General features: G+C 64.0%; 10 protein-coding genes. 7 read left to right on the forward strand and 3 right to left on the reverse strand.

Going from position 1 to position 25,658, the window contains the following annotated elements; all coding sequences use genetic code 11:
• Positions 1-8: 8 nt before the first annotated feature.
• Both QFZ41_RS15745 and QFZ41_RS15750 read right to left on the reverse strand, forming a co-directional pair.
• Positions 9-3,005: a TonB-dependent receptor gene (locus tag QFZ41_RS15745; RefSeq protein ID WP_429199608.1), complete on the reverse strand. Its 2,997-nt coding sequence runs from the start codon at positions 3,003-3,005 to the stop codon at positions 9-11.
• Between the two features lie 102 nt (positions 3,006-3,107).
• The gene (locus tag QFZ41_RS15750; protein ID WP_429199609.1) at positions 3,108-4,151 is read right to left on the reverse strand and encodes a glucokinase; all 1,044 of its coding nucleotides are present in this window, start codon (positions 4,149-4,151) and stop codon (positions 3,108-3,110) included.
• 555 nt (positions 4,152-4,706) lie between these two features.
• On the opposite strand from QFZ41_RS15750, the gene QFZ41_RS15755 reads away from it, so the two are divergent.
• From QFZ41_RS15755 to QFZ41_RS15765, 3 genes are all read left to right on the forward strand, one after another.
• Complete coding sequence (locus tag QFZ41_RS15755) at positions 4,707-6,398, forward strand: ShlB/FhaC/HecB family hemolysin secretion/activation protein (protein ID WP_429199610.1); 1,692 nt, start codon at positions 4,707-4,709, stop codon at positions 6,396-6,398.
• A 46-nt stretch (positions 6,399-6,444) separates the two neighbouring features.
• Positions 6,445-18,936, forward strand: coding sequence for a hemagglutinin repeat-containing protein (locus QFZ41_RS15760; RefSeq protein ID WP_429199611.1), 12,492 nt, complete (start codon positions 6,445-6,447; stop codon positions 18,934-18,936).
• Positions 18,937-19,517: 581 nt separating this feature from the next.
• Positions 19,518-19,973 carry a hypothetical protein gene (locus QFZ41_RS15765; protein ID WP_429199612.1) on the forward strand — a complete coding sequence of 152 codons (456 nt, stop codon included), beginning with the start codon at positions 19,518-19,520 and terminating at the stop codon, positions 19,971-19,973.
• Between the two features lie 654 nt (positions 19,974-20,627).
• On the opposite strand, the gene QFZ41_RS15770 is transcribed toward QFZ41_RS15765, so the two are convergent.
• A protein-coding gene (locus QFZ41_RS15770) for an IS3 family transposase (RefSeq protein ID WP_429198855.1) occupies positions 20,628-21,703 on the reverse strand; the annotation gives its coding sequence in 2 pieces (ribosomal slippage) (positions 20,628-21,445 and positions 21,445-21,703; 1,077 coding nt in all).
• Positions 21,704-22,077: 374 nt separating this feature from the next.
• On the opposite strand from QFZ41_RS15770, the gene QFZ41_RS15775 reads away from it, so the two are divergent.
• The 4 genes from QFZ41_RS15775 (at position 22,078) to QFZ41_RS15790 (ending at position 25,645) form a co-directional block, all read left to right on the forward strand.
• Complete coding sequence (locus QFZ41_RS15775) at positions 22,078-22,395, forward strand: STAS domain-containing protein (protein WP_429199613.1); 318 nt, start codon at positions 22,078-22,080, stop codon at positions 22,393-22,395.
• 10 nt (positions 22,396-22,405) lie between these two features.
• Entirely contained in the window at positions 22,406-22,768 is a 363-nt protein-coding gene (locus QFZ41_RS15780; protein ID WP_306850379.1) for a response regulator, read from the forward strand.
• 37 nt (positions 22,769-22,805) lie between these two features.
• A complete protein-coding gene (locus QFZ41_RS15785) occupies positions 22,806-24,770 on the forward strand; it encodes a chemotaxis protein CheA (RefSeq protein WP_429199614.1) in 1,965 nt (654 codons plus the stop codon).
• 353 nt (positions 24,771-25,123) lie between these two features.
• Positions 25,124-25,645, forward strand: a complete 522-nt coding sequence (locus tag QFZ41_RS15790; RefSeq protein WP_429199615.1) for a chemotaxis protein CheW — start codon at positions 25,124-25,126, stop codon at positions 25,643-25,645.
• The last annotated feature ends 13 nt before the right edge of the window (positions 25,646-25,658 follow it).

The following is a 25,658-nucleotide window of genomic DNA, read 5'->3' on the forward strand; positions in this document are numbered from 1 at the left end:
TCGCTTCCTTACTGGAACGTGTAGCGCAGCACCATGCTGGTGGTGCGGGGAATCTGCCACGTGGCGGCGTGATAGTTCACGCTGTCGATCGACGTGTTGTCGGCGTTGAGCGTACCCGTGTCGTAGACCTGGTTGATGTCGATGGTGCCTTGCCGGTTGGTCACGTTGGTCACCCGCAACTGCAAGCTCAGGTCGTTCGCCTGGTTGATTTTCCAGTGGTACGAGGCGGACAGGTCGAGCTGCCAGAAGAACGGCAGGCGCTTGTCGTCACCCTGTTTCTCGATCTGTCCGTCGCAATAGTGCGAGGCGGCACCCGGCTGGTAGGCGGGATCGTCGCGGTTTGGGTAGGTGCCGATACAACTGGTCGGCGCACCCGAGTGCGCCGAGAACACGCCACCGAGCGAGAAGCCGTTGGCGAAGTCGTAGGTGCCCGTTGCCGTGAAGCTGTGGCGGATGTCGCCGGCAAGGTCGCCGTTGCTGCCGACCATGATGCCGGGGTAGTTGAAGGCCGTGGTCTGGCCGATCCAGCCCGCGTTGCGGCGCTCTTCGTCGATCAGGCCGTTGGTGTTGCCGTACTCACGGGCGTAGGTGTAGCTCAGGTTGAGGAAGTACGGCTCCGCCGGTGTGGAAGCATGCGTGAGGCCGAGCTTGAGGTTGTAGTACTTGTGCTTGGGCTTCGGCAGGCCTATCGCGGCGCCCGGAATGGACAGCGGCTCGACCTCGCCGTCACCGTCGTAATCGCGCTTTAGGGTGAAGTTCTCACCGGGGTTGACCAGCCAGCAGGTCTGGTTGTTCTGCTCGTATCCGGGGTAGCCCTGGCTTTGCGCATAGGCCTGCACGCCGCCGCCGTAGCAGGTGTCCTCGACCACGCGGCGCAGGTCCACCCAGCCCAGCTGGACGAGGCCGGACCATTCGGGCGTCAGCTGTTTCTGTGCGTACAGCTGGGCTTCGTACTGGTAGGGCGCCTTGATGTTGGTCGCGGCGATCTGCGCAGGTGTCGGCACGCCCTGGTTGGTGATGTAGGAGCTGCCGATCTGGCTGAGTCCCAGCGGCGCCTGCGTGGCCGGATCGACGCCGGTATAGGTGTAGTAATTGGTGTAGGTCGTGCGCGGTTCGGCGACACCGAAGCTGAAGGACGAGGGCAGGGGGATGGTGTACTTGCCGAGGCTGCCACCCACCTTGAGCGAACTGTCGCCTTCCACGTCCCAGGAAAAACCGAGCCGTGGCGAGGTGATCGGCAGGCGCATGAACTGGTTGCCCACGCCGTCCTTGTAGATGTAGTTGTCCCAGCGGATGGCGCCGTAGAGCAACAGGCGATCGGCGGCCTGCCAGTAATCCTCCACGTAGGCACCCTTGTTGATGGTCTGGAACGACCCGCCTTCCAGGTCGACGTACTGCGTGACGTAGCGGCCGTCGGCGGGTGAGGTCGATCCGTTCTGCAACGCGACGTTGGCCTGGTTGTAGTACGTGAACCATCCCGCGGGCACGGAGTTCGTACTGCTCTTGAGCGAGTGCTTGTAGTACTCGCCGCCGAAGACCAGCTTGTGATCGCCCAGCTGCCAGGTGAGGTCGCCCTTGTAGCCCCGGCGCCAGTAATCGGAAGGCGAATAGCTGAAGGGGTTGTTGTTGTGGCCGATGTTGGTCTGGACCTGCGTGGCCGAGTCGTACAAGGTCACATACGGAAAGTCGGCGTTCTCGTCGCTGGAATTGGGCGAGTAGACGATGGAGCCGAGGTAGCCGCCCATCAGGCGCAGCGCCAGGTCGTCGTTGATCTGCCAGTGGTAATTTCCGATCAGGAAACGGCTGTCCGTTCGCGTCTGGCTCCAGGACAGATAGTCACCGGCCGACTTCGGATCGTAGTTTTCTTCGAGCTGGTAGAAGTTGTTGAACGACTGGCTGTAATCGCGGTGTGCCAGCACGTTCAGCGACTGGTCGTTGCTGATGTTCCAGGTGAGGTTGAGCAGGTAGTTCTTGTCGCGGCTGCTCGTGGTTTCCTTTTGCGTCTGGTTGTATGCCTGCGCCCGCGACGCCGGCTCGTTGCCGAGCAGGGCGAAGAAGAACAACTTGTCCTTCACCAGGGCGCCGGACGCCCAGAGGTATTGCTGGGCGATGCCGTCGTGGTTGTTGGCCGAGGCATAGCTGTAGTAATCGCCGATGGAGTTGAGCGTGTTGTGTCCGCGCGGGTTGAGCCAGCGCGACGTCGGCGGAGTGAAGTACAGCGAATAGCCCGCGCGGAAATCGTTCGTGCCCTGCTTGATGGTCGAGGACAGCACGCCGCCGGTGGCGTTCGTCCAGGAGGCGCCGGCGCCGTTGGTGATGAGTTGCGTGTCGCTGATCGCCTCGGCCGGCAACGTGGTCGAGCCCAGCGAGGTCTTGTCGTTGGTGACGTCGAATTCGTTGTAGTAGTAGCGGTTCTCGGCCGGGCTGGCGCCACCGATGGAAACGAAACCCGTGTTGTGCTGGTCGAAGCGCACGCTCGAGTCCAGGCGCGCGACGCTTTCCGGGCTGCGATCGACGGGCAGGGCGTCGATCAGCTTGTAGTTGTAGCTGGTGCTCAGTTCGGGCGTGCTGACGTCGATCGGCGTGATCGTGCTCGCCAACGTATTCGCCGAGACCTGCACGCCGCCCAGGTCACGTGCTTCCGCGGCGGACACCGTGGTGGGCGCGGCGCCTAGTTCGGGCACGGACGAGTTTCGGTTCGGGTTCACGACGACGTCGTACGAACCCAGCGGCTGCCCGTCGCGGACCAGGCTCACCTGGTACTGGCCAGGATTGAGGCCGTTGAGCGAGTAGCGTCCGTCGGCATCCGGCAGCACGTCCTTGCTGAAGCCCGTGGCACTGCTCGCCACGCGCACCGTCACGCCGGTACCCGCGGATTCGTGGCCGTAGAGGCCGCCAGTCAAGGATTGCGCCATCGCACCGTGTGCGAACGCGAGTGCGACCGAAGCGGCCAGCATACGACGTGCGAATCGGCCCGCGGCACGGGTTCCGTTGACACTCTTCATCTGATTCGACTCCCCACCAAGGCCCCCGATCGGCGATTCGTTGCGCTGGGCCGGGCCGCAACGAACAAGGCGGCACCCTCGCGGGCGCCGCCATCGGCTTGTTCAGTGACTGGAACCCACGCGGGCTGCGGCGTGCAGCGTGGCCGCGCCCACGACGCCCAGTTGCCCATGTTCGACGAGGCGTACCGGAACCTGTTCGAGGAAGGGACGCATCACGCCCTTGTTGAAGTAGCGTTCGCGGAAACGGCTGGCCAGGAGGAAATCGCGCATCTGCGGGAGGAACCCACCGGCAAGGAAGACGCCCCCACGCGCGCCGTAGAGCATCACCAGGTCGCCGACGAATCCACCGAGTACGCCGCAGAATACGTCCAGCGCGGCATGCGCGGACGGATCCGCATGGGCGAGGCCCGCCGCGCTGACCGCATCCGGCGAGGTGAGCGTGGCTTCCCGTCCCGACAGTTCCGCGATGGCGCGATAGGTGTCGAGCAGGCCGGGACCGGAGAGGATCGATTCGTAGGAGACGTACGGGCGCGTGCGCGCGAGGATCCGCAGGATCTCGATCTCGCGATCGTTACCCGGCGCGAGCGCGATCTGGCCCGCTTCGGTCGGCAAGACCTGCGCGTAAGGAGCGCCGGGCAGGAGTACGGCGGAGCCGAGACCGGTACCCGGCCCCATGACGAGGACCGGGCCACCGGCGCCGTCGCCCAGGCCAGGCAGGATCGTGGTGGTGTCGGCGTGGTCGATGAACTGACTGGCGTAGGCCACGGCTTCGAAGTCGTTGACCACGTCGAGCGCCTCGATGCCGGGCACCGTGCGGATTTCCGGGAGCGAGACGCGCCAGGGCAGGTTGCTGTTGGCGACATGGTCGCCCAGCACGTAGCCGGCGATGGCGATGGCGCAGCGCTCGATGCCAAGCGGGGCCAACGGGGCATGGGTGGTCAGGAAGTCGTCGAGGATGGCCGCGAGGCTTGGCCATTCGGCGCCGACATAACGGTGGTGGACGAGTACCTGCACGGGCGAACGCGAGTCTCCCCGTCCCAGGACCAGCGCGACGCGCGCATGGGTCCCCCCGACATCCGCCGCCAGGACCGGCCGCCGCGACGGCGCGGCTTGCGCGAACACTGGCTGGTTAACCACCTTCCCCATGGACGACTACCCCGTGCGTGGAAGCGATCGCGCAGGGGACGAGAAGCCCGTCGTAGCGCGAAAAGACCCATGGAGTCTTTCCTGCGTATGACAACGTTGTCAATGAATTTAATGTTTACTGGTGAAAATCACCAAATATCACAATAAAGAAATCTGATTTCATAATTCGGCACAGCCCCTGTTGAAACCGACCTGTTGGCTCGGTGGGAGCGGACGCTGTCGGCGATCCCGCGAGCGGGCCAGGTTGAGGCAAGCACCCATCGCCGCTGAAGCGGCTTCCCACCACAGCGTCGGGTAGATCCGGGTAGGAATAGACCTGGGTAGGAATAGACCCTGTGGGAGCCGACCTTGTCGGCGATCCCGCGGCAGCGGGCCAGATCATCGCAAGCACCCATCGCCGACAGGGTCGGCTCCCACCGGTCCTCGGGGACCTGGTGGCACCGCCGCCTAAAGTTTCACTCCTTCCTGCCGATCACCTGTTCCCGAAGAGCCGGGGCACGGCCGCTCGAGAGAGTTACCGCGTCCCACGTACCAGGATGGTAGGAGCAGTACGCGATGAGGGTTACAGGGGAAGGTCGTTGGCGCGCAACGACGTACGGGCTGATTTCCCTGCTTGCGATCGGTGCCAGCGGTACGGTGCCGGCGCAGCAGTCCACGCTGGACAAGCAAGAGCAGTTGCGTCGCGCACAGCAGCTCGAACAGAAGGAAGCGGAGCGTAAGGACGCGCCGTTCCAGGCAGGCCCGCCGGCGAACGTCGAGCGGCTCGATGCGCCCTTGCCGAAGGAAAAGCCTTGCTTTCCCTTGCAGAGCCTGCGCCTGGAAGGTGAGCGCGTGGCGGATTTCGCCTGGGCGCAACGTTACCTCGATCGCTTCGTGGGCCAGTGCGTGGGACGCGACGGTCTGGAAGCGCTGCAACGCCGACTCTCCAACCTGATGATCGCGCGTGGCTTCGTGACCACGCGCGTCGGGGTGCCGGCCCAGGACATCTCGCAGGGCCACCTGCGGATGCTGCTCGTGCCCGGCACCTTGCGGCATATCCGATTCGCTCCCGGCTCGCCGGAACTCGACTGGCGTACCGCGTTCCCCATCCGCGAAGGCGACCTGCTCAACCTGCATGCCATCGAGCAAGGCCTCGAACAACTCAAGCGGGTTCCTTCGCAGGATGTGACCATGGACATCGCGCCCGCCGACAAGGTGGGTGAATCCGACGTGGTGCTCACGGTGCACACCACACGCCGGTGGCATGTCGTGGCCGATGCGGGCGACTCGGGGCTCAAGGGCACGGGCAAGAACCAGGGCAACCTCAATGTGTCCCTCGACAATCCGCTTGGCCTGAACGACCTGTTCTCGATCGGCGCGGGCCACGCGTTGTTCACCCATGCCGACCGCGGCAGCACCTTCAGCGAGAACGCGACGTACAGCGTTCCCTGGGGGTGGTGGACCTTCAGCGGCTCGATCTCCACCTATCGCTACAGGCAGTGGATCGAAGGCTTCAACAGCCGCTTTCGTTCCACCGGCACGTCGACGTCGAGCGACATCACGGTGCAGCGGTTGCTCACCCGTGGCACGTCGAGCAAGACCTCGCTCGAGATGCGGCTGGCCGCGCGCAGTGCGCACAGCTACATCCAGGGTGTCGAAGTGGGCATTCAGCGACAGCGCGTCGCCAGCGCCGAACTCGCCCTCGTGCATCGTCATTACATCGGCCAGGCACAGCTGGACGCGCGTCTCGGTTACCAGCGTGGCACGCCGTGGTTCGGCAGCCAGTGGATCGGCTACGACCCGCAAGTGGGTTTCCCCACCAACCGCTACGGCCTGACCACGCTCGACCTTTCGTTGAGCCAGCCACTGAACCTCGCCGGACGGCAGGCCATCTGGGACAGCAGCCTGCGATTGCAGCGTTCCACCGACCATCTGCCCGCCGCCGAACTGATCACCATCGGCGGCCGCTATTCGGTGCGCGGTTTCGATGGCGAACAGACGCTGGCCGGCGAGCGCGGCGCGTACCTGCGCAACACCGTCACGCTGCCGCTCGGGGTGCTCGCGCCGTACCTCGGGATAGACATCGGCCGCGTCGCGGGACCGTCCACGCAAGAGGGACATCGCCAGTTGACGGGCGCGGTCCTCGGCTTGCGCGGCAGCTATCGCGGATTGAGCTGGGATCTTTTCGCCGGGCGGCGCATCCACGCGCCGCGTGGGTTCGACACGGAACAGCCGGCGACCGGCTTCCAGCTGATCTACCAGTACTGAATACGGGCAAGGGTGCCGGAGCCGGCACCGACAAGGGGCATGGGTCATGAAGACGATCAAGGAAACGATGATGCGCCAGCAGGGTGAAGTGGCCATTTCCATAGCGCGCACGCTCGCGCTCGCCATCGCCCTGGCGACCTTGGGCATACCCGTCGTGTCGTGGGCGCAGCAGGCGCCCGACGCCGCGGCGGGTGCGCACCGGCCGACGATGGATTCGGCGGCGAACGGCGTGCCCGTGGTGAATATCGTCGCCCCGAACGCGAAGGGCGTATCGCACAACAAGTACCAGCGCTTCGACGTCGACCAGCGCGGCGTGATCCTCAACAACAGCGCGGGCATCGTGCGGACCCAGCTCGGTGGCTACGTCGCCGGCAACGACAACCTCAAGGGTGGCGAAGCATCGCTGATCCTCAACGAGGTGACCTCGACGCTCCCGAGCAACCTGCGCGGCTATATCGAGGTGGGCGGCAAGGCGGCCCCGGTGGTGATCGCCAACCCGTATGGCATCACCTGCGACGGTTGCGGCGTGATCAACAGCCAGCGCTTCACGCTCACCACGGGCACCCCCGTGTTCGGCGGCAGCGGTAGCCTCGACGCCTTCCACGTCACCGGCGGCAGCATCGCCATCGGTAGCGGCGGCCTTGACGGCTCGGTGGTGGATCGCACCGACCTCATCGCTCGCGCGGTGCAGGTGAACGGCAGCCTCTGGGCGAAGGACCTCAACGTCGTCAGCGGTAGCAACGACGTGAACTATGCCGACGCCGGCGTGCGCGTCAATGCGGCCGACGCGGCTCGTCCCGCCGTCGCCATCGACGTGGCGGCGCTTGGTGGCATGTATGCGGAGAAGATCCGCCTCGTCGGTACCGAGGCGGGTGTCGGCGTGGTCAGCAGCGGCGCCATCGCGGCCCAGGCGGGTGACCTCACCCTGAGCAGCGCGGGCGAAGTGCGAATCGGCGGCACGACGGTGGCGCTGGGCAACGCGTCCCTCGACGCCACGGGTCCGGTGACCGTGGAAGGCACGTTCGGTACGCAGAATGGCAATGTCTCGTTGACCGCCCGCGACTCCCTCACGGTGCCGGGCCGTGTCATCGCGGGTGGTGGACTGGCTGTGAATGTCGCCGGCGATACCGACGTATCGGGTCGACTGAGCGCAGGCGGAAACCTGGCCGTGTATGCGGCGCAGGAGCTGCGCAACACCGGGTTGATCTACAGCGACGGGTCGTTCGACCTCCGCGCGGGCAACCTGCGCAACGCCGGCACGCTCTATGGCCTGGGCGGCGGTAACGTCGCGGCGGCTGGCCTCCTCGAGACCACCGCGGCGAGCACGCTGCATGCGGGTAACGGACTTGCCCTGGATGCGGGCACGGTGAACAGCAGCGGTATCGTCGATGCCGGTGGTGCGTTGGCCTTGTCGAGTCGTGGCGACGCCAGCCTGCAAGGTGCCGTGCAAGGCGGTGGCGACGTGGCCTTGCGTACGGCTGGCCAATTGAACAACGGCGCGGTCATCGTGTCGGGAGGCCGGCTCGACCTGCAGGCGGCGAACCTCATCAACCAGTCCGCGGCGATCGTCTCCTCGGGCGCCGATCTGGCGGTGAATACAGCGGGCACGCTCTTCAACCAGGGCACGCTGTACGCGGCCGGCGGTGTGACCGTGAATGCGGCATCGCTGACGCAGGGTGTGAAGGGCCAGCTTTACGGCGTGCATGGCGCACGGATCGCCGTGGCCGGCGACGTGGACAACGGCGGCAGCCTCGTCGGTGGCGATGGCTTGTCTTTGGCCGCGCACGCGATTACGAGCCGCGGGGAACTCGGCACGCGACAGGGCAACGCCTCGCTGGTCAGTGCCACCGATGTCACCCTGGCGGGTAACACGGTCGTGGGGGGCACGCTGAGCCTGCGGACACCGGGTGCGCTTCGCCAGCAGGGTCAGCTCACGACGGGCAACCTCGGCGCTGACGTCGGCTCACTCGACAACAGCGGCGAAACCTATGCGCGCGGCGATGCGCAGGTGCACACGGTGCGCGATGTCGCCAACGCGGGTTCGCTCTACGCGGATGGCCGGCTCACGCTAGGCGCGGATGGTACCGTGGGCAACACCGGCACGTTGCACGCCGGTACCGACCTCGATCTGCGCGCGGCTTCGGTGGAAAGTTCGAAGCAGATCGATGCGGGTGGCGACGTCGCCCTCAACGCGCAGTCGCTCCGTCTCGCGGGCAACGTGCAAGCAGGCCGGGATGTTTCACTATCCACGCCGGGCACGCTGGTCAATGCCGCCACGGTGGTCGCGGGACGTGATGCGATGGTCCGCGGCGGTGCGATGGCGAACAGCGGCGAGCTGTCCGCTACCCACAACCTGACCGTCTCCGCAGACGGCAACGTCGACAATACGGGGAAGCTCTACGCGGGCGGCGTGCTCGACCTGACTGCCCATGCCATGTCCGTTGGAGCGGAGGGTTCCGCTAGCGCCGGCGGCACCGCGTCGCTCCATCTGCGCGATGCCCTCGACAATGCGGGTAGCGTCGTCGGCGGTCAGGTCCTCGCCATCGATGCGGCGCGCATCGACTCCCAAGGCTCGCTCGGGAGTACGGCGGGCTCAGCGACGCTGACCACCACGGGCGACCTGCATCTCGGCGGCCTGGCATCGGCGGCATCTGTCTTCCACGCCCGTTCGGCCGGCGACATGCTGGTCGATGGCAGGCTCACCGCCGCCACGATCGACGTGGCATCCGCACAATCGATGACGCTTGCCGGTTCGATCTACGCGTCGGGCAACGGGGTGTTCGACGCCGCCCAGTCGATGGTGCTTCGTGGCGATGTCTACGCCGATGGCGCACTGACCCTGCATGTGTCGAGCCTCGACCAGGCTGGTACGACCCATGCCGGCGGCGATCTCTCGGTCGATGCGGCGAACGTCACGACGTCGGGCACGCTGGATGCGGGCAACGACCTCATTCTCAAGGCTGGCACGGCTTCGCTCGCCGGCCGCGTGCAGGCCGCCCGCGACGTGCGCGCGGACATCGCCGGCACGTTGTCGCAGGCCGCGGCGATCGTCGCCGCGCGCGACGCCGCCGTTCATGCGGTGCGTGTCGACGGAGCGAAGGGTTCGGCGCTCAGTGCGGGACACGACCTCGCCCTGACCGTTTCGCAAGACATCGCCAGCGCCGGATCGCTCTACGCGGGCAACGTGTTGGCCTTCGATACCGGAAGTTTCAGCCAGACCGGCGATGGGCAGGTCAACGCCGATGGCGCCCTGACACTGGCAGTGGCTGGGGCGCTCGACAGCGCCGGTGCCATCGTCGGCGGCCATGGCCTGGACGTCCACGCGGGCAGCCTGAACAGCACAGGGCAGCTCGGCAGCACCGCTGGCGATGTCTCGCTCGTCACCAGCCAGGGCGACCTTTCGTTGGGCGGCAAGACCGTCTCCGCCGGCCGGCTGGATGTGACGTCGGCGGGCGGCCTCGTGCAGTCCGGCTCGATGAGCGCCGGCGCCGCGAAACTCGTGTCGGCTGGCGACATGGTGCTCGGCGGCGATACCTCCCTGACGGGTGCGCTCGCCGTGGATGCGGGAGGCGACCTGCACAACACGGGCAATGTCTACACGACGGGCGCGCTCGACGTGCATTCGTCCGGCGACGTGGACAACCGCGGCAGCCTCGCATCGGAACAAGGGCTCACGGTCCAGAGCGGCGGCGCCTTGACGCAGGATACCAACGGAAAACTGCAGACCAACGGTGACCTGTCGATCACGGCGAACGCTATCGACAGCAAGGGCACGTTGGCGAGCGCCCGGAACCTGACGCTGGCGACGCAGGGCGACATCGATCTGTCGGGCACGACCCAGGCAGGCGGTGTGCTCGGGATCGACGCGGCCGGGGCGGCGAAAAATGCGGGCCGCTTGCTGGCCTCGAACGCCTTGTCGGTCAAGGCGGGCAGCATCGGCAATACCGGCGCCATCTCGACCGATGGCAGCCTCGACCTGCACGCGGCAAACGCGCTGATCAATGGTGGCACCGCTTACGCAGGTGGGAACGTCACGCTCGGGGCCGCCAGCTTCACGCAGGGTGCTTCCGCGGAACTCTCTGGCGCGGCCGACGTCGCCATCGACGTGACGGATGCGGTCGCGAACGCAGGCAAGCTCGTCGCCACGACGTCGCTCGACGTGAAAGGCGGCAGCGTCACCAGCACGGGCACGCTGGGTACACAGCAGGGCGGGATGACCTTGCAGGCCCGGCAGGGCGATCTCGTCCTGGGTGGCACCGTGGTGTCGGCCGCGGGCCTCGACGGGACCGCCACGGGTGCTGTCCGGCAAAGTGGCCAGCTTGCCGCAACGGACCTGACGCTCCATGCCGACGGCGACCTTGAAACTAAGGGCGACATTTCCGCACAGACCGCGTCGCTGACCAGCGGCGCCATCCTGAGCCAGGCGGGCACACTCTCCGCCAGTACCATCACGCTCGACGGTTCCGCCGTGAAGAACGACGGTCGCACACTGTCGTCGGGTGACCTGACCGTGCACGGCGGCAGTATCGATGCCTCCGGTGTATTGGCGGCTGGCGTGAAGGACGACGGTACGCTGGCCACCGTGGGCGACCTGCATGTGTCGGCCGATTCGTCGCTGACCGCACATGGCAGCATGCTCGCCGGTCACGCATTGAGTGCGGCGGCGAACGCGGTCGACCTGTCCTACGGTACGCAGCGTGCCGGCGGCGACGCGACGCTGACCGCACGCACGGGGAACATCGATCACACGGCCGGTGACCTCGCCGTTGGTGGCGTGCTCACGGCCCAGGCCGCCGGCGCACTGGTGAACCGTGGCGTGGATGGCCACGACGCACGCATGCAGGCGAACGCGCTGCTGCTCACCGCCGCCTCGATCGACAACGGTCGCGGCCGGCTGTTGCAGACCGGAACGTCGGCCTGGACGCTGGGCACCAACGGGACGCTCGACAACAGTGGCGGCACCATCGCCACAAACGGTAGCGATCTCACCGTGCACGGCGCGCGGGTGGTCAACAACGGCGGCAACATCCAGTTGGCAGGCAATGGCCTGCTCGACGTGAAAGCCGACCAGGACATCGACAACCGCCAAGGCACCCTAGCGGGCAACGGCGCCACGCGCGTCACGGCGGTGATGGGCATCGCCAACGATGGCGGCCTGATCAACGCGCACGGCAACACGACCGTCGCCGCCGCTTCGCTGAGCAATACCGCGAATGGCGCGATTTCGGGCAATACGCTCGGCACGACGATCACCAATGGCGTGAACAACGCGGGCGGATTGCTTCAGGCGACGGCGGGCGATCTTTCCCTCACCGCGGCGAGCCTCGCCAATGCGGGTGGCACCATCCAGTCCGCACCCGGCGCCGTCACCCTTGGCGTCGGCGGCACCCTCGACAACGGCAGCGGTACGATCGCCGCGGGAACGCTGGCCAAGCTCAACGCTACGCGCGTGAACAACGCCGGCGTCATCTCCGGCAGCCAGCTCAACGTGCAGGCCACGGACACACTGACCAACACAGGTGGTCACCTGCAAAGCCGTGGCGCCATCGACTTGCGTGCTACCAACGGCCTCAACAACAACGCGGGCAGCATCGAGGCCAACGGCGCGACGACGCTGAGTTCGGCGTCGATCTCCAACGTCGGTGGCCGCATCGCCAATGCCAGCGCCGCGCTAACCCAGGTTACATCAGGCGGCGTTATCGACAACCGCGGCGGCACGCTGGGCGGGCAGGGAGATGTGAACCTCTCGGGTACGTCGGTTTCGAATGCGCAGGGCGGCACGTTGGTCGCCGCAGGCAACATGACCCTCGGCACCGGTCAGCTGGATAACAGCAACGGCACCGTCTATGCCGGCAATACGTTCAACTTCGTCAACGCGGGCGCGTCGGCCATCAACGCCGGCGGCAAGATCACGGCGGGGCGCCAGCTCAACCTCACCCTCGCGAGCCTGAACAACAGCGGCGGCACCGTGCAGGCAGGCATCGACGGCGTCGCTGGTGTCGGCAACGTCGTGCTCGACATCCGGAATCTCGTCGGCCAGGGCGCCATCGTCGCCAACAACACGCTGGGCATGCACCTCGTGGGTGACTACGTCCAGGCGGCGGGCTCGAGCATCAAGGCCAATGGCGGCTTCAGCCTCGCGGTGGACGGGCAGTTCGTCAACAACGGCAGCATCCAGGCGGTGAATGGCCTGACCATCAGCGCCGCCAACATCACCAACAGTGCCGGCGCGTTGCTCAATTCGGCCAACACCCAGCTCAACACGGGCGGGACGATCACCAACGCGGGCAGTATCCAGGGCAATACCGTAGGTTTGCATGCGGGCACGGTGAACAACACCGGCAGCATCATGGGCACCAACGTGACCATCCAGGCCGGAACCGTGATCAACGGCGCCGATTTTGGCCAGGCCACCGGCAACGCGGCCTACCAGAGCGGCACGATCGCCGCGACGAACAACGTCGACATCTATACCAATTACCTGCTCAACCGTGACGCACAGATCTTCAGCCTCGGCAACATCAACGTGGCCGGCGCGGCGCGCAACGGGCAAGGGCTGTTCGACACACGCGCGGGGCAGATCGACAACATCTCCGGGTCGATCCAGGCGCAGGGAAGCATCCTGCTGGCGGCGAACCAGATCAACAACGTGCGCCGCGTCCTGAATACGACCAGCCATGTGCTGACGGCCGAGGAGTCGGCGGCATCGCAGCCGCTGCCGCGCTCGGATTACAAATACGCGATCAACAAGGTGCAGGAGTACGAAACCTGGACCGAGTACCACACCATCGACGAGACGGTGGTGAATGCGGCCAGTGCACAGTCGCAGATCGTCGCGGGCGGCAACATCTCGTTGTACGGTTCCGTCACCAACAGCACCTCGACCATCTCGGCCAATGGCTTCCTCGCCGTCAACCAGCAGGGAGCGGGTGGTGGTACGGGGATGGTGTTCGGCAACGAGAACGTCGCGAACCAGTCGCTGGCCGCGGGCCGCACCATTCAGACCGTCGCGGTCACCCATCATATCGGCTGCGGAACGGATCAGAGTCTGTGCGACAACGCGGGCGGCGACACGGAATCGTATACGCGGCGCCCGAATACCGATCCCTCGACTTACATCCACGACAACTACACCGCGCTGGGCGCGGTGATGTCAGGCTCCGCGGGTGTCGCCATCGGCGGGGTGAATGTATCCAACGGCGGTGTCACGCCGGATGGACGCCCGGTCGGCAACACGCGCCTCGATCCGAACGCACAGGTCATCGGCCTAGCGTCTGTGAACAAGGGCAATGCACAAGGTGCGGCAGGTCTGCCTGTTGGCGCGCAGGTCGATCCGGCCACCGGGCATGCCCCGCAGGTGCTCGGCGGCGCAGGTCAGCCCCTGGCTGGCGTGACCTTGCCGACGGGTGGCATCTATAGCGTCCGCGGTGGCGGCGCGGGTGAAAGCGTCGCGGTGGATGGGCCTTCTGCTGGGGGCCAGATCACCGCCGCCTCGGCGGGCGAGCGCAGCGCGGTGGGCAATGTGGCCGCGGACTCGCTCTCCGCCCTCGCCAACGGCGCGTCCGCGCGCAACGTCGGCTTACTCGGCAATGCTTACCTCACGGCATTGCTCGGCCATCCGCCGAGCGGCAACTACCTGATCGAGACCAACTCCCGCTTCATCGACTACAGCCAGTTCATCAGCAGCGATTATCTGTTGGACAAGCTCGGCGTCGATCCGGCGCGCACCATGATGCGCCTCGGCGACGGCTTCTACGAGCAGCAGCTCGTCACCCAGCAGGTGACCCAGCTCACCGGGCGCACCTACCTGGCCGATTACTCCAGCGGCCTGGACGAATACCAGTCGCTGATGAACAACGCCACGCACGTCGCCCAGGCCATGAGCCTGAGCGTGGGCGTGGCCCTCACCGCCGCCCAGGTCAGCGCACTCACCCAGGACATCGTCTGGATGGTGCAGCAGAACGTGGATGGCCACGAAGTGCTGGTGCCGGTGGTGTACCTGGCCAGCGGAAGCCTTGGACTGACGGCGCAGGGCGCCGTGATCGCCGGTAAGGACGTGAGCATCGAGGCGTCGGGCAAACTGTCGAACGACGGCCTGATCAAGGGCCAGAACAGCACGCTGCTTACCGCGCAGGATCTGCTCAACACGGGCCGCATCTCCAGCGACGGCCTTACGGCGATCAGCGCCACCGGGAACATCACGAACATCAATGGGCGCATCGACGGTGCGGGTGTCAGCCTGATCGCCGGCGGCGATATTCGTTCGGAGAACGTGGGTGGACTGGTCGGTCGCGGCATGGATGGGGCGAGCATCACCGCGACGCAGGGCTTGCAGATCAGCGCGGGCAACAATCTGTCGCTCGACCACACGAAGGTCACGGCGGGCGGTGACGCGCTGCTCACGGCGGGGCACGACCTGACGCTGAGCGGGCAGGGGGTATCGGCTGGCGGCAGTCTGGCACTGGGGGCGGGGAATAACCTGTCGTTGGAATCGACGGTGACCACGACCCATCCCTATGCATGGAGCAGCACGCTTACCGGGACGCAAGCCGAAGGCCTCACGCTTAGTGCGGGGAAGGATCTTTCGCTGGTTGCGGGTAATGATCTGAGCTTGTCCGTGTCGACGCTCAAGGCGGGTGGCAACTCGGCGTTGCAGGCAGGCAACGACCTGACCCTGGGTGCGGTGCAGAGTGGGACGCGCTGGACGACGCAGACGCAGGGGAGTTCGGTGGATGCGGGTGGTTCTCTCTCGCTGCAGGCCGGGCACGACCTTGCCGTGCAGGCGGGCGGACTCAAGGCCGGCGGCGACATGGCCTTGCTGGCGGGCCACGATCTTTCGTTGACGGCGGCCGCCAATGGCTCGTCGGGCAAGGTGACACACGATGTCACGAGTCTGGACGCCGGTGGCAACCTGGCCGTTGCGGCGGGCAACAACGCGTTGCTCGAAGGTACGCAACTCAAGGCCGGCGGCACCGCTGCGCTACAAGCGGGGAATGACCTCGATCTGACGACGGTCACCGACAGCAGCACGACGACGGCAAGTTGGAAGGAGGGCAAGAAGCACGTCACCCAGACCACGACGGACGAGACCGTACGTGGCGTCACGGTGGACGCGGGCACAGGCGTCCAGATCGCAGCGGGCCACGACGCCACGCTGGACGCGACGACAGTCATGACCAAGACCGGCGACATCACGCTGGCAGCGGGTCACGACTTGACGCTCGCGGCCGAGGACGAGACGCACACGGTCGTCACGGATACCAAGAAAAAGAAGAGCGGTCTTTTCGGCAGCAAGACGACGACCACGCACGACACCAGCGAGCAGACGTTGGCGATCGGCACCTCGCTGAGCGGCGACAACGTCCACATGGTGGCGGGTAATGACCTGACGACGATGGGGGCGACTGTCAAGGCGACAGGAGATATCGCCTTGGCCGCCGGTCACGATATCGATCTTCTCTCTACCACCGATACCTATAACGAGACCCACGACAAGACGGTCAAGAAGTCCGGCTTCACCCTCAATCGGGGTGGTGGCATCGTGCAGGCAGGAAAGAAGACGGTCACCAACGACGACACAACCCAGCACGTCGCCAATGGCACGCTGCTCAGCGGCGACTCGATTTCGGTTGCCGCAGGCCATGACGTGCTTGGCGAAGGCGCCAAGATCGCGGGCACGCACGACGTGGTGATCGCAGCGGGCAACGATCTGCAGTTGACCACGGCCGTCGATATCTACGACGACAGCCACAGCAAGACGGTCACGAAGACGGGTTATTCCCAGAGCGGAATGAACGAACTGTACGGGCAGGCGAAGGACAGCCGTTCCGAGAGCTCCCACCAGGTGACCCATACGGGCAGTGTCGTGGGCTCCACCGATGGCGAAGTCACCTTGACGGCGGGTGGCGATCTTCACCTTACGGGAACGGACGTCATCAGCAAGACGGGCACGACGATCGTCGGCAGGAACGTCACGATCGATGCGGGGCTGGATACGCTTGATACGCAGCAGTCGCAGAAGCATAGCGAGGGTGGTGTCACAGGTGGCTTGGGTGGTGGTCTTTACGACCTCGCCATGGACGTGCGCAACTCCGCCGTCCGGGCGAATGATACCGATGACGATCGGTTGAAGGCGCTTTATGCCGCCAAGGCCGCCTATGAGGTCAAGGATGGCGTCCAGGCGATCCAGGGCATCAGCGAGGTCACGAGTGCGCAGGGTGCTGCCGGCGCAACGGGGATCAATATCCAGGTCGGCATCGGTGGCAGTAGCGCCAGTAGCAAGACCACGACGCATGACAGCACCTCCTATGGTGGTCACATCACCAGTGGCGGCAACGTCACCATCGGCGCTACGGGAGGCGATCTTACGATCATCGGTGGCGAGGTCACCGGAAAGAATGTGGCCTTGGCAGCCACCAACGACATTAACTTGTTGAGCCAGTCCGAGGGCCACAGCCTCAAGAACGATTCGAAGAACGCGTCGGGCAGTATAGGCGTCAGCTTCGGCTCAGACGGCTTTGGCATCTATGCGTCGGCTAGCGTGGGTAGCGGCAAGGCCCATGGCAACGGGAGTACGCATGCGGAGACGACCATCAATGCCGACGACAAACTGACCATTGTCAGCGGTAACGACACCACGATCGAAGGTGCGCAACTGAAGGGCGATCGGGTAGTCGCCAACATTGGCAACAACCTGACGATCCGCAGTGAACAGGACACGGACGACTACGCCAGCAAGACGATGCAGGCTGGTGGAAAGGTGATGGTCGGCCTTACCCAGAGTGGCTTCGTCAGCGGTAGCGCCTACTACGCCGCGAGCAAGGTGGATAGCCACTACACGAGTGTCAACGAGGTCAGCGGCATCAAGGCAGGTGAAGGCGGCTTCCAGATCGATGTGGGCGGAACGACGCACCTTGTCGGTGGGCAGATCGCCAGTACGGCGGGCCCGTCGAAAAACGTGCTGAACACAGGTGACCTGATTTGGGAGGACCTGCATAACGAGTCGAAGTACAGCGCCAGCCAGGTGAGCATCAGCGGCGGCAGCACGATGTCCAGCAATATCGCTGGCGCTATTGGCGGAGCTATTTCCATGGCGACGCCGCAGCACGGCAACAGCAGTAGCGATACAAAATCGGGTATTGCTGAAGGAACGATCATCGTCCGTAACAATCCGGACAAGGATCTGAGCGGGTTGGATCGTGGACCCACGCTTGACGACGCCGCGCTCAAAAACGGCTTCGACGAAAAGAAGATTCAGGAGCGTCAGGAGCTCGGGGAGATTGCCGCGGAAGTTGGTTTTCGCGCTGCTGGTGACGTCGCCGATAAGATGCAATGGGCCGAAGGAAGCCCTCAACGAACAGTGCTACACGGTGCAGTGGCTGCAGCCGTTGCCGCGTTGGGTGGAGGTGATGTAGGTAAGGCGGCCGCAGGAGCCATGGCCAATCAACTTGCCATCAACACGATGGCAGACTATCTGCAGAGCCATGGAGTGGAGCGCACCGACCCCGAGTTCAAGGCTCTCATGCAGGCAGGCAGTGCGGCCATCGGTGCTGTGGTGGGCGGTGACAGCGGGTCAACGGCGGCTCTCAACGGAACCAAATACAACTATCTGACGCACGCTCAGATCGATGACCTGAACAACGCGTTGGCGGCGTGTACTACCGAATCCTGCCGTTCCAATGCTGTTGCTGAGGCAAAAAAGCAGTCGGTGCAGAACGATGTGGCGCTGGCAATTGTTTGCAACGCTGGAGGATCTTCGGCCTGTTACCAAGGGCTTGGTGCACTGGAATCGTACACTGACAGTCCAGTTGTTCCGCGCGAGATGCATGGAGATCAGACGACCGATCATCATCTCGAGCAATCCGGGTACTTCGGCAATATCGGGTTCCTCGGCGGCGTCGCAGCTTCGGTCTATGCGAGTCTTCCGCAAGACGGTGAGACTGGCGCATACCTGTCTGGTGCGGGAGCAAAGTACGGTAATTCTCTCCTGCCATTCGTAGGAAATGATGAGGGGCCGAATCCAACCAATCCGTTCATTCCGAAGCAGCTCGGTGGCGCGTCCCCGCAGTATACGGATGGGATGTCCGCAGCGGCAGCGCAGGGGACTTGGGTCGGAGACCTTCTAGGAAAAACCACCTGGCTTCTCGCTGGAAATGAAGGCAAGGTGCCGGCGACCACTACCGTTGTTGAAGCTGAAGCCGGCAGTTGGCCAAATGTACCAACACTGGGGTCGTCTCCACAAAGTGGCGCGAACCCGCTCGCGGTTTACGGGCAGAACACGTCTAAAATGGTCCACCTGTTTGAAAATCCGACCCACAGTTTGGAGCCGATCGTTGCAAAATTTGGAAGTCCAGAGCAGGCTCTTGAGGCTGTGCATGAGGCTGCTCAGCAATTCGTTGGCAAACCCGGGACAGTTGTCACCACCTGGATGGATGTTGGCGGTACGCCTGTTTGGGTGCGAGGGACGACTGTGGACGGCGTCTTTCGTATCGGAACGCTGTCTGGTGATGTCAATAACTCGAAGTATCCTTATCCGTGAGAAGAGTGATGGACACTATTTCAGCCTTTGAGTGCCGCGTTATTCGGCTCGCATTACGGGGTGACGAAGATTGGATTCGGCAGCTCAGAGAGCAGATTCCGTACCTTTCGGTACTACGACGCGATGTCTTCGCTGGTGGAGTTACAACTCATCTTGCGTGTGACGAAAGGGCTATTCCGGTTGTTGTTCCGCGGGGAGGAAACGGTCTCCCAGTAAGTAGCTATCCTCCAACTGTCAATGCGATTCGCGAGTTACCTGTGCCAGCGCTGGCAAGTTTTGTCGTATGGGTTGGAAAGAATGGAAGGATAGTCGAACTTGAGGCACTGTCGTTGACAGACGATCTGTGGCCGGCGCAGGCGGAAGAAGGCTTTCACTCATTCCAGGATGACCAAGGAAACCCGCTTAATGTAGCCGAGATTCTCGCAGAATAAGATAGTTCCTACGAAGGAGAGATTTATCCTTGTCTCAAATCGCAACTGGACCTGTTGCCTCCCCTTAGCGTAGTCCGGACGTAACCAGAGGTGTTCTGGCAAACTAAGTCCCAACGAGATCGGCTATGCGCAAGAGAAATCGAGGTTTCAATGACCGGGCCGTCACTACAAGTGATCCAAAGGAAGTTGCATCTACTTTGCCTCTCCGATTATTCAGCAGAATCGTTTACGTCCGGACTTGTGGCGGTAACGGACACGCGCGGCAGATGGCAGGCCGCAGTAGATACCCTATATAGGTTGGCTGTCTGTCAACTGATCTGGTCGCCCTCGTTACCAGATGGGCAAGGCGAGGGTGAATACATCCTTTCTTACATCGAAGAACTTTCGAGGATCGATCCTTTTCCTTCTAACGACTTGTCAGACGCGTGGTTAGGCCTTGATGTCCTCGCCACGAAGGTAGCCAGAGACTGGATAGAAAAATTTGAAGTGATCGAGAATTTGGGTACCTTTAGTCCAGGCCTTGATGAGGTCCTGCGCGAACGGTTTTGTGAATTTGGGGTCCCGTTCGAGGTTTATCCCGTGAGTCGCGTGAAGCTGTTTGACTGACGAGAGAGAAGGCCTGATCACACCATGATTGACAATGTCTTCAATAGTTTGATGGAGCGTCGACTGGTCAACTGGGAAGTCGTCCGTCGAGGATTGACGGGTGTTCCGGGGCTACCCGACATCCTCTCACCTGACCGCGTCGCAATTTTTTCGAGCGTTAGGTTAGAGGTTGTGGAGTTCGTCAGCCCTTTTCTCACGCATGTTGTCGCGATGGCTACTGAGCCTCGTCTATCGACGAATGAGCTGTTGGCGATGGTCGAGCAGATTTGTGAGCGGACGGGGTCTGATCAGGTGCACGGACTTCGTTGCTGGAGATTGGGGTTCTAACTGAATTGCTGAGAGATCCGGAAGAAGATCCAATGTATGGCTTAATTCGGCTAGATGAGTTCGTTTTGACCTGGAGTGCAGTGGATATTGATTCCTCACTTCCAGGATGGATGGAGCAGCTCCGTGATTGGTTGCAAATCGAGGGGGCGGCACTCCAGGCGATTCAGGAATCTTCTCGGTCGTGAGAACTGACGCCTTTTGCTCGAGGATCTCGAGAAGTTCACGTAAAGTGGGAGGCCTGAAGCGGGGAAGAAATCGATCCGTCGCAGCGCGTCGAGCTAGCGACGTCCCCCCGCCTTCAGTAGCGGTCCGATTTTGAGTCCGGGATTAATGTAACTGTTTCGCGTAAGCAGCGGGAGTCAGTCCGCCGAGTGCTTTCTTCGGTCGCTCCTCGTTGTATTCCCGTCGCCAGTTTTCGATCTCGGTTCGGGCATGCAGAAGGCTGGGAAACCAATGTTCGTTGAGGCATTCATCGCGAAGCCTTCCGTTGAACGACTCGATGTAGGCATTCTGGTTCGGCTTGCCAGGCTCGATCAGTCGCAGCTGCACGCCGCGTTCGTGCGCCCATGCGACCATGGCCTTGCCGCAGAACTCTTTTCCGTTGTCGCTGCGAATGATTTTCGGCAGCCCCCGAGTGACGGCCAGGCGATCCATGACACGCGTTACGCCGATACCTGAGATCGCCCGCTCAATCTCGATGGCGACAGCCTCATGCGTGGCGTCATCGACGATCGTCAGGCATTTCAAGACGCGCCCTTCGGCGGTGCGATCGAAGACAAAATCGATGGACCAAACTTCGTTCGCGGCCGCGGGCCGGAGCAGTGGCTGCCTTTCGGCCGGAGGTACCTTTTTCCTTTTGCGCCGACGCACCTGCAGGTTCGCCTCCTGGTACAGGCGCTCAACTCGCTTGTAATTGACCATCTGTCCGGTCTGGCGGAGCTTGAGGTAGATCATGCCGACGCCGTAGCGTTTATGGCGATTCGCCAGCGCGCAGATCATCTCGCGCAGCTCGACATTGGGGTCGGGCCGCGGTTCGTATCGGTAAGCGCTTGCGCTCATGCCGGCGATCGCCAGCGACCGGCGTTCACTCAGTTCCTTGCCGATCAGATAGCGCACCAGCTCGCGCCGGTCCGGTGCGCTCACCATTTTTTTCGCAGAGCTTCCCTGATGACCTCATTTTCCAGAAGCTGCTCGGCCAGCAGCTTTTTAAGGCGTCCGTTCTCCGACTCCAGGTCCTTCAGCCGCTTGGCCTCGGGCACGCTCATGCCGCCGAACTTGCTTCGCCACAGGTAGTACGAGGCCTCGCTGAAGCCGTGTTTGCGGCACAGATCCTTGATCGGCATGCCGGCCTCGGCTTCACGCAGGAAACCAATGATCTGCTCTTCGGAAAAACGCTTCTTCACGTCCAATCTCCTTCTGGTGGGGGATTGAACTCGAAACCGGGGCGCTACTCAAATCTGGGGGGACGTCGGGGTATCAGTAGCGATTTAATTTCATTTGGACCTCTCTTTGGGATTGAGGCTCAGCAAACGTTTATTCGTCGCCTCGAGAGCCTTGGCCTTACTTACTATGAGGATTTCTTTGACCTCCACGTCGATAAGCCGGGCTGGTGCAATTTTTTAGTCTCGTACGCAGTGTAGTGCTGGATCCTGGGCTGGACTGCTGCTGAAAGCCTGGGCGCCGCGCAGATCCCCCTAAAGCTTTCCCCCACCAAGCCGATAAGCCCATCGAACGACCCCTCGGGCGCTGCCCACCAAGGGTCCCAACGGTACGGACGATGGCGAAGAAATCCTCCAAAGACACGCCCCGCGCCCCGCTCACGCTGGATGCGGACCTGCGCATCGGCAGCGCTCCGGCCCTACGCGAGACGCTGCTGGCCGCCCTGTCGGCGGGGCAGGCGGTCGAGATCGACGCGGCCGGCGTGGCCCAGACGGACACCGCCGCCCTGCAGGTGCTCGCGGCCTTCTCGCGCGATGCGCGTGCCGCGGGCGTTCCCGTGGCCTGGACAGGGGTCAGCGACACCCTCCGCCGTGGCGTGTCCACGCTCGGCCTCGATGCTTTGATTGAACTGCCGGCCCAAGCCGGCGTGAACTGAAGGTGCTCCCATGGCAAAGATTCTTGCGGTAGACGATTCGGCTTCCATGCGCAGCATGGTCGCCTTCACCCTGCGTGGCGCCGGTCACGATGTCGAAGAGGCCGACAATGGCCAGGCGGCCCTGGATTCGGCGGGTAACCACAAGTTCGACCTGATCCTCGCCGACGTGAACATGCCGGTGATGGACGGCATCACGATGGTCCGCGAGATCCGCACGCGTCCGGGTTACAGCGGCGTACCGATCCTCATGCTGACCACCGAGTCCAACCCCGAGAAGAAGATGGAAGGCAAGGCCGCCGGTGCTACCGGCTGGCTGGTGAAGCCGTTCGATCCCGACCAGCTGTTGGCCACCGTGGCCCGCGTGCTCGGTTAATCCGTTCCAAGACGTTCCGGCAATCCAGGGTCCACCCATGTCCAAAGTCGATCTGGCGCAATTCCACAAGGCGTTCCACGAAGAGAGCCTCGACGGTCTCGACGCCATGGAGCAGGCCCTCCTCGCGCTGGACGAGGGCGCCGACGATCCGGAACTGATCAACGTCGTGTTCCGTGCTGCCCATTCGATCAAGGGCGGTGCGGCGACGTTCGGCTTCACCGACGTGGCCGCCTTCACGCACGTGGCGGAAAACCTGATGGACGAGGTCCGCAGTGGCCGCCGTCCGATGGAAAAGGCCGTGGTGGAACTGCTGCTCCGTTCGGGCGACACCGTGCGCGACATGCTGGCGTTGTCGATGGCGGGCCAGCCAGCGGCCACCGCCGAGAGCCAGGCCTTGCTGGCCGAGTTGTCGGCCATGGTGTCCGGTGGCTCCGCCGCGCCCGTGGCCGCGAAGGCTGCTGCACCGGCCGAAGCGATCGAAGGCTGGGACATCGCCTTCCGTCCGTTCGACTACCTGCTGAAGACCGGCAACGACCCGGCGCGCATGTTCCGCGAATTCGCCGCCCTCGGCCCGCTGAGCGTCGAATGCGATGCCAGCAAGCTTCCCTCGTTGGCCGATATGGACGCGTCGTCGTCCTACCTCGGCTGGACGCTCCGCCTCGATGCCGGCGCCAAGCGCACGGCCGTCGAGGGCGTGTTCGACTGGGTGGACGGTGACTGCGACCTCACGCTGACGCCGCGTGTCGCCGCGCCGGCACCGGCCGCCGCCGCACCGGCTGCCGCCGCCGGGCCCCGTGCCGTGCGCGAGCCGGCCGCCAACAGCGAATCCAGCTCGGTCCGCGTCGGTATCGAGAAGATCGACACCCTGATCAACCTCGTCGGCGAACTGGTCATCACGCAGTCGATGCTGAGTCAGTTCCACGACGGTGTGGACGCGTCGCAGCTGGAAATGCTCCGCCATGGCCTCGCCCAACTCGGGCGCCATACGCGTGAGTTGCAGGAAAGCGTCATGAGCATCCGCATGCTGCCGATCAGCACGGTGTTCAACCGTTTCCCGCGCCTGGTCCGCGACCTGGCGCAGAAGCTCGACAAGAAGGTCGTGCTCGACCTCCGTGGCGAGACGACCGAACTGGACAAGACCGTGCTGGAGAAGATCGGCGATCCGCTGGTCCATCTGGTGCGAAATGCCATCGATCACGGCCTGGAAATGCCCTCGAAGCGCCTCGCCTCGAGCAAGGGCGACACCGGCACGCTGCGCATGGAGGCCTTCCATCGTGGCGGCTCCATCGTGGTGGAAGTGGCCGACGACGGCGCCGGTCTGAACCGCGACGCCATCGTGGCCAAGGCCATCCAGCGCGGCATCATCGCCTCGGGCGACGGCATGTCCGACGACGCCGTGGCCGATCTCATCTTCGAGGCGGGTTTCTCCACCGCCGCCACCACCACCGACCTTTCCGGCCGTGGCGTGGGCATGGACGTGGTCCGCCGCAACGTCATGGATCTCGGCGGCACCGTCGGCATCCGCAGCGTGCAGGGCAGTGGCACCACGTTCACGATCACCTTGCCGCTCACCCTCGCGATCATCGACGGCCTCACCGCCGCGGTGGGCGAGGAGACCTATATCGTGCCCTTGGTCTCCATCGTGGAATCCGTGCAGGTGAAGCCGGATGCTGTCCGCAGCGTGGCCGGTGGTGGCGAGCTGTTCCGTTTCCGCGAGCACTGGTTGCCGATCGTCCGCCTGTTCGACGTCTTCGGTTGCGCGGGCCGCCGGCGTGCGCTGGACGAGGGCATCGTGATCGTGGTGGAAGGCGAGGGGACACGTATCGGCCTGTTCGTCGACGAGTTGATCGGGCAGCAGCAGGCGGTGGTGAAGTCGTTGGAGGCCAACTACCGCCGGGTGGCCGGGATTTCCGGTGCGACGATCCTGGCCGATGGCTCGGTCGCGTTGATCGCGGATGTGACGGGGCTGGTTCGCATGCAGGGGCGGCGCAAGGCTGCTTGAGTCGCTGTGCTGGCTGCCTAAGTGGCAGCCATTTAAGAGGGCAGCCCGATGTGGTGGGAGCCGACCCTGTCGGCGATGGGTGCTTGCCCCAGGCTGGTGGGAGCCGACCTTGTCGGCGATGGGTGCTTGCCGTGACCTGGCCCGCTGCCGCGGGATCGCCGACAAGGTCGGCTCCCACCAGAGCAAGGCTCCCACCAGAGCAAAGGTTCGCCCGGAGTGGGCATCCCACCAGAGTCGCCCCTCCGGGCCTCTTGCCAAATCCGGCGTACTTCCCCCTCAAGTCCCTGCGGCAGCGGCCGATACCCCTGGGGAAGGGGTCCCGAACCGCCGATCCGATCCGCCGTGGGAACGACATGAATCAGCAAGCCAGCTACGCCACCGCTACCGATGCGTCCGATGAGGCCGCGCAATACCTCACCGTCAACCTCGGGAACGAGGAATACGGCGTCGATATCCTCGCCGTTCGCGAGATCCGTGGCTGGACACCGGTCACGCGCATTCCGCAGGCACCGTCCTATGTGCTGGGCGTGCTCAACCTGCGCGGCGCCATCGTTCCCGTGCTCGATCTGCGCCTGCGTTTCGGCCTGGCTTCCGAGGAATACACCGCCACCACCGTCTGCGTGATCGTGATGGTCGCCGGGCGTCAGTTCGGCGTCGTGGTCGACGCGGTCTCCGATGTGGTCGACGTGCTGCCGGCGGCGGTTCGCCCGGTCCCCGACATGGGAACCACGGTGGATACCGAATACCTCAAGGGCCTGACCTCCGTCGGCGAGCGCATGGTGCTGCTGCTCGACGTGGATCGCCTGTTGCAACCGCAAGACGCCCAGATGCTCGAGGTCGCCCTGGCCTCGCCGGAAGTGAAAGCCGTCGCCTGAGCCTACGAACGCC

Origin of the sequence: Luteibacter sp. W1I16, from assembly GCF_050434905.1 — a bacterium.
Classification (GTDB): Bacteria; Pseudomonadota; Gammaproteobacteria; order Xanthomonadales; family Rhodanobacteraceae; genus Luteibacter.

Excerpts from the sequence above, each read along its gene's own strand:
- QFZ41_RS15745 (WP_429199608.1), bottom strand. The coding sequence starts at position 3,005 with ATGAAGAGTGTCAACGGAACCCGTGCCGCGGGCCGATTCGCACGTCGT.
- QFZ41_RS15750 (WP_429199609.1), bottom strand. The coding sequence starts at position 4,151 with ATGGGGAAGGTGGTTAACCAGCCAGTGTTCGCGCAAGCCGCGCCGTCG.
- QFZ41_RS15755 (WP_429199610.1), top strand. The coding sequence starts at position 4,707 with ATGAGGGTTACAGGGGAAGGTCGTTGGCGCGCAACGACGTACGGGCTG.
- QFZ41_RS15760 (WP_429199611.1), top strand. The coding sequence starts at position 6,445 with ATGAAGACGATCAAGGAAACGATGATGCGCCAGCAGGGTGAAGTGGCC.
- QFZ41_RS15765 (WP_429199612.1), top strand. The coding sequence starts at position 19,518 with ATGACCGGGCCGTCACTACAAGTGATCCAAAGGAAGTTGCATCTACTT.
- QFZ41_RS15775 (WP_429199613.1), top strand. The coding sequence starts at position 22,078 with ATGGCGAAGAAATCCTCCAAAGACACGCCCCGCGCCCCGCTCACGCTG.
- QFZ41_RS15780 (WP_306850379.1), top strand. The coding sequence starts at position 22,406 with ATGGCAAAGATTCTTGCGGTAGACGATTCGGCTTCCATGCGCAGCATG.
- QFZ41_RS15785 (WP_429199614.1), top strand. The coding sequence starts at position 22,806 with ATGTCCAAAGTCGATCTGGCGCAATTCCACAAGGCGTTCCACGAAGAG.
- QFZ41_RS15790 (WP_429199615.1), top strand. The coding sequence starts at position 25,124 with ATGAATCAGCAAGCCAGCTACGCCACCGCTACCGATGCGTCCGATGAG.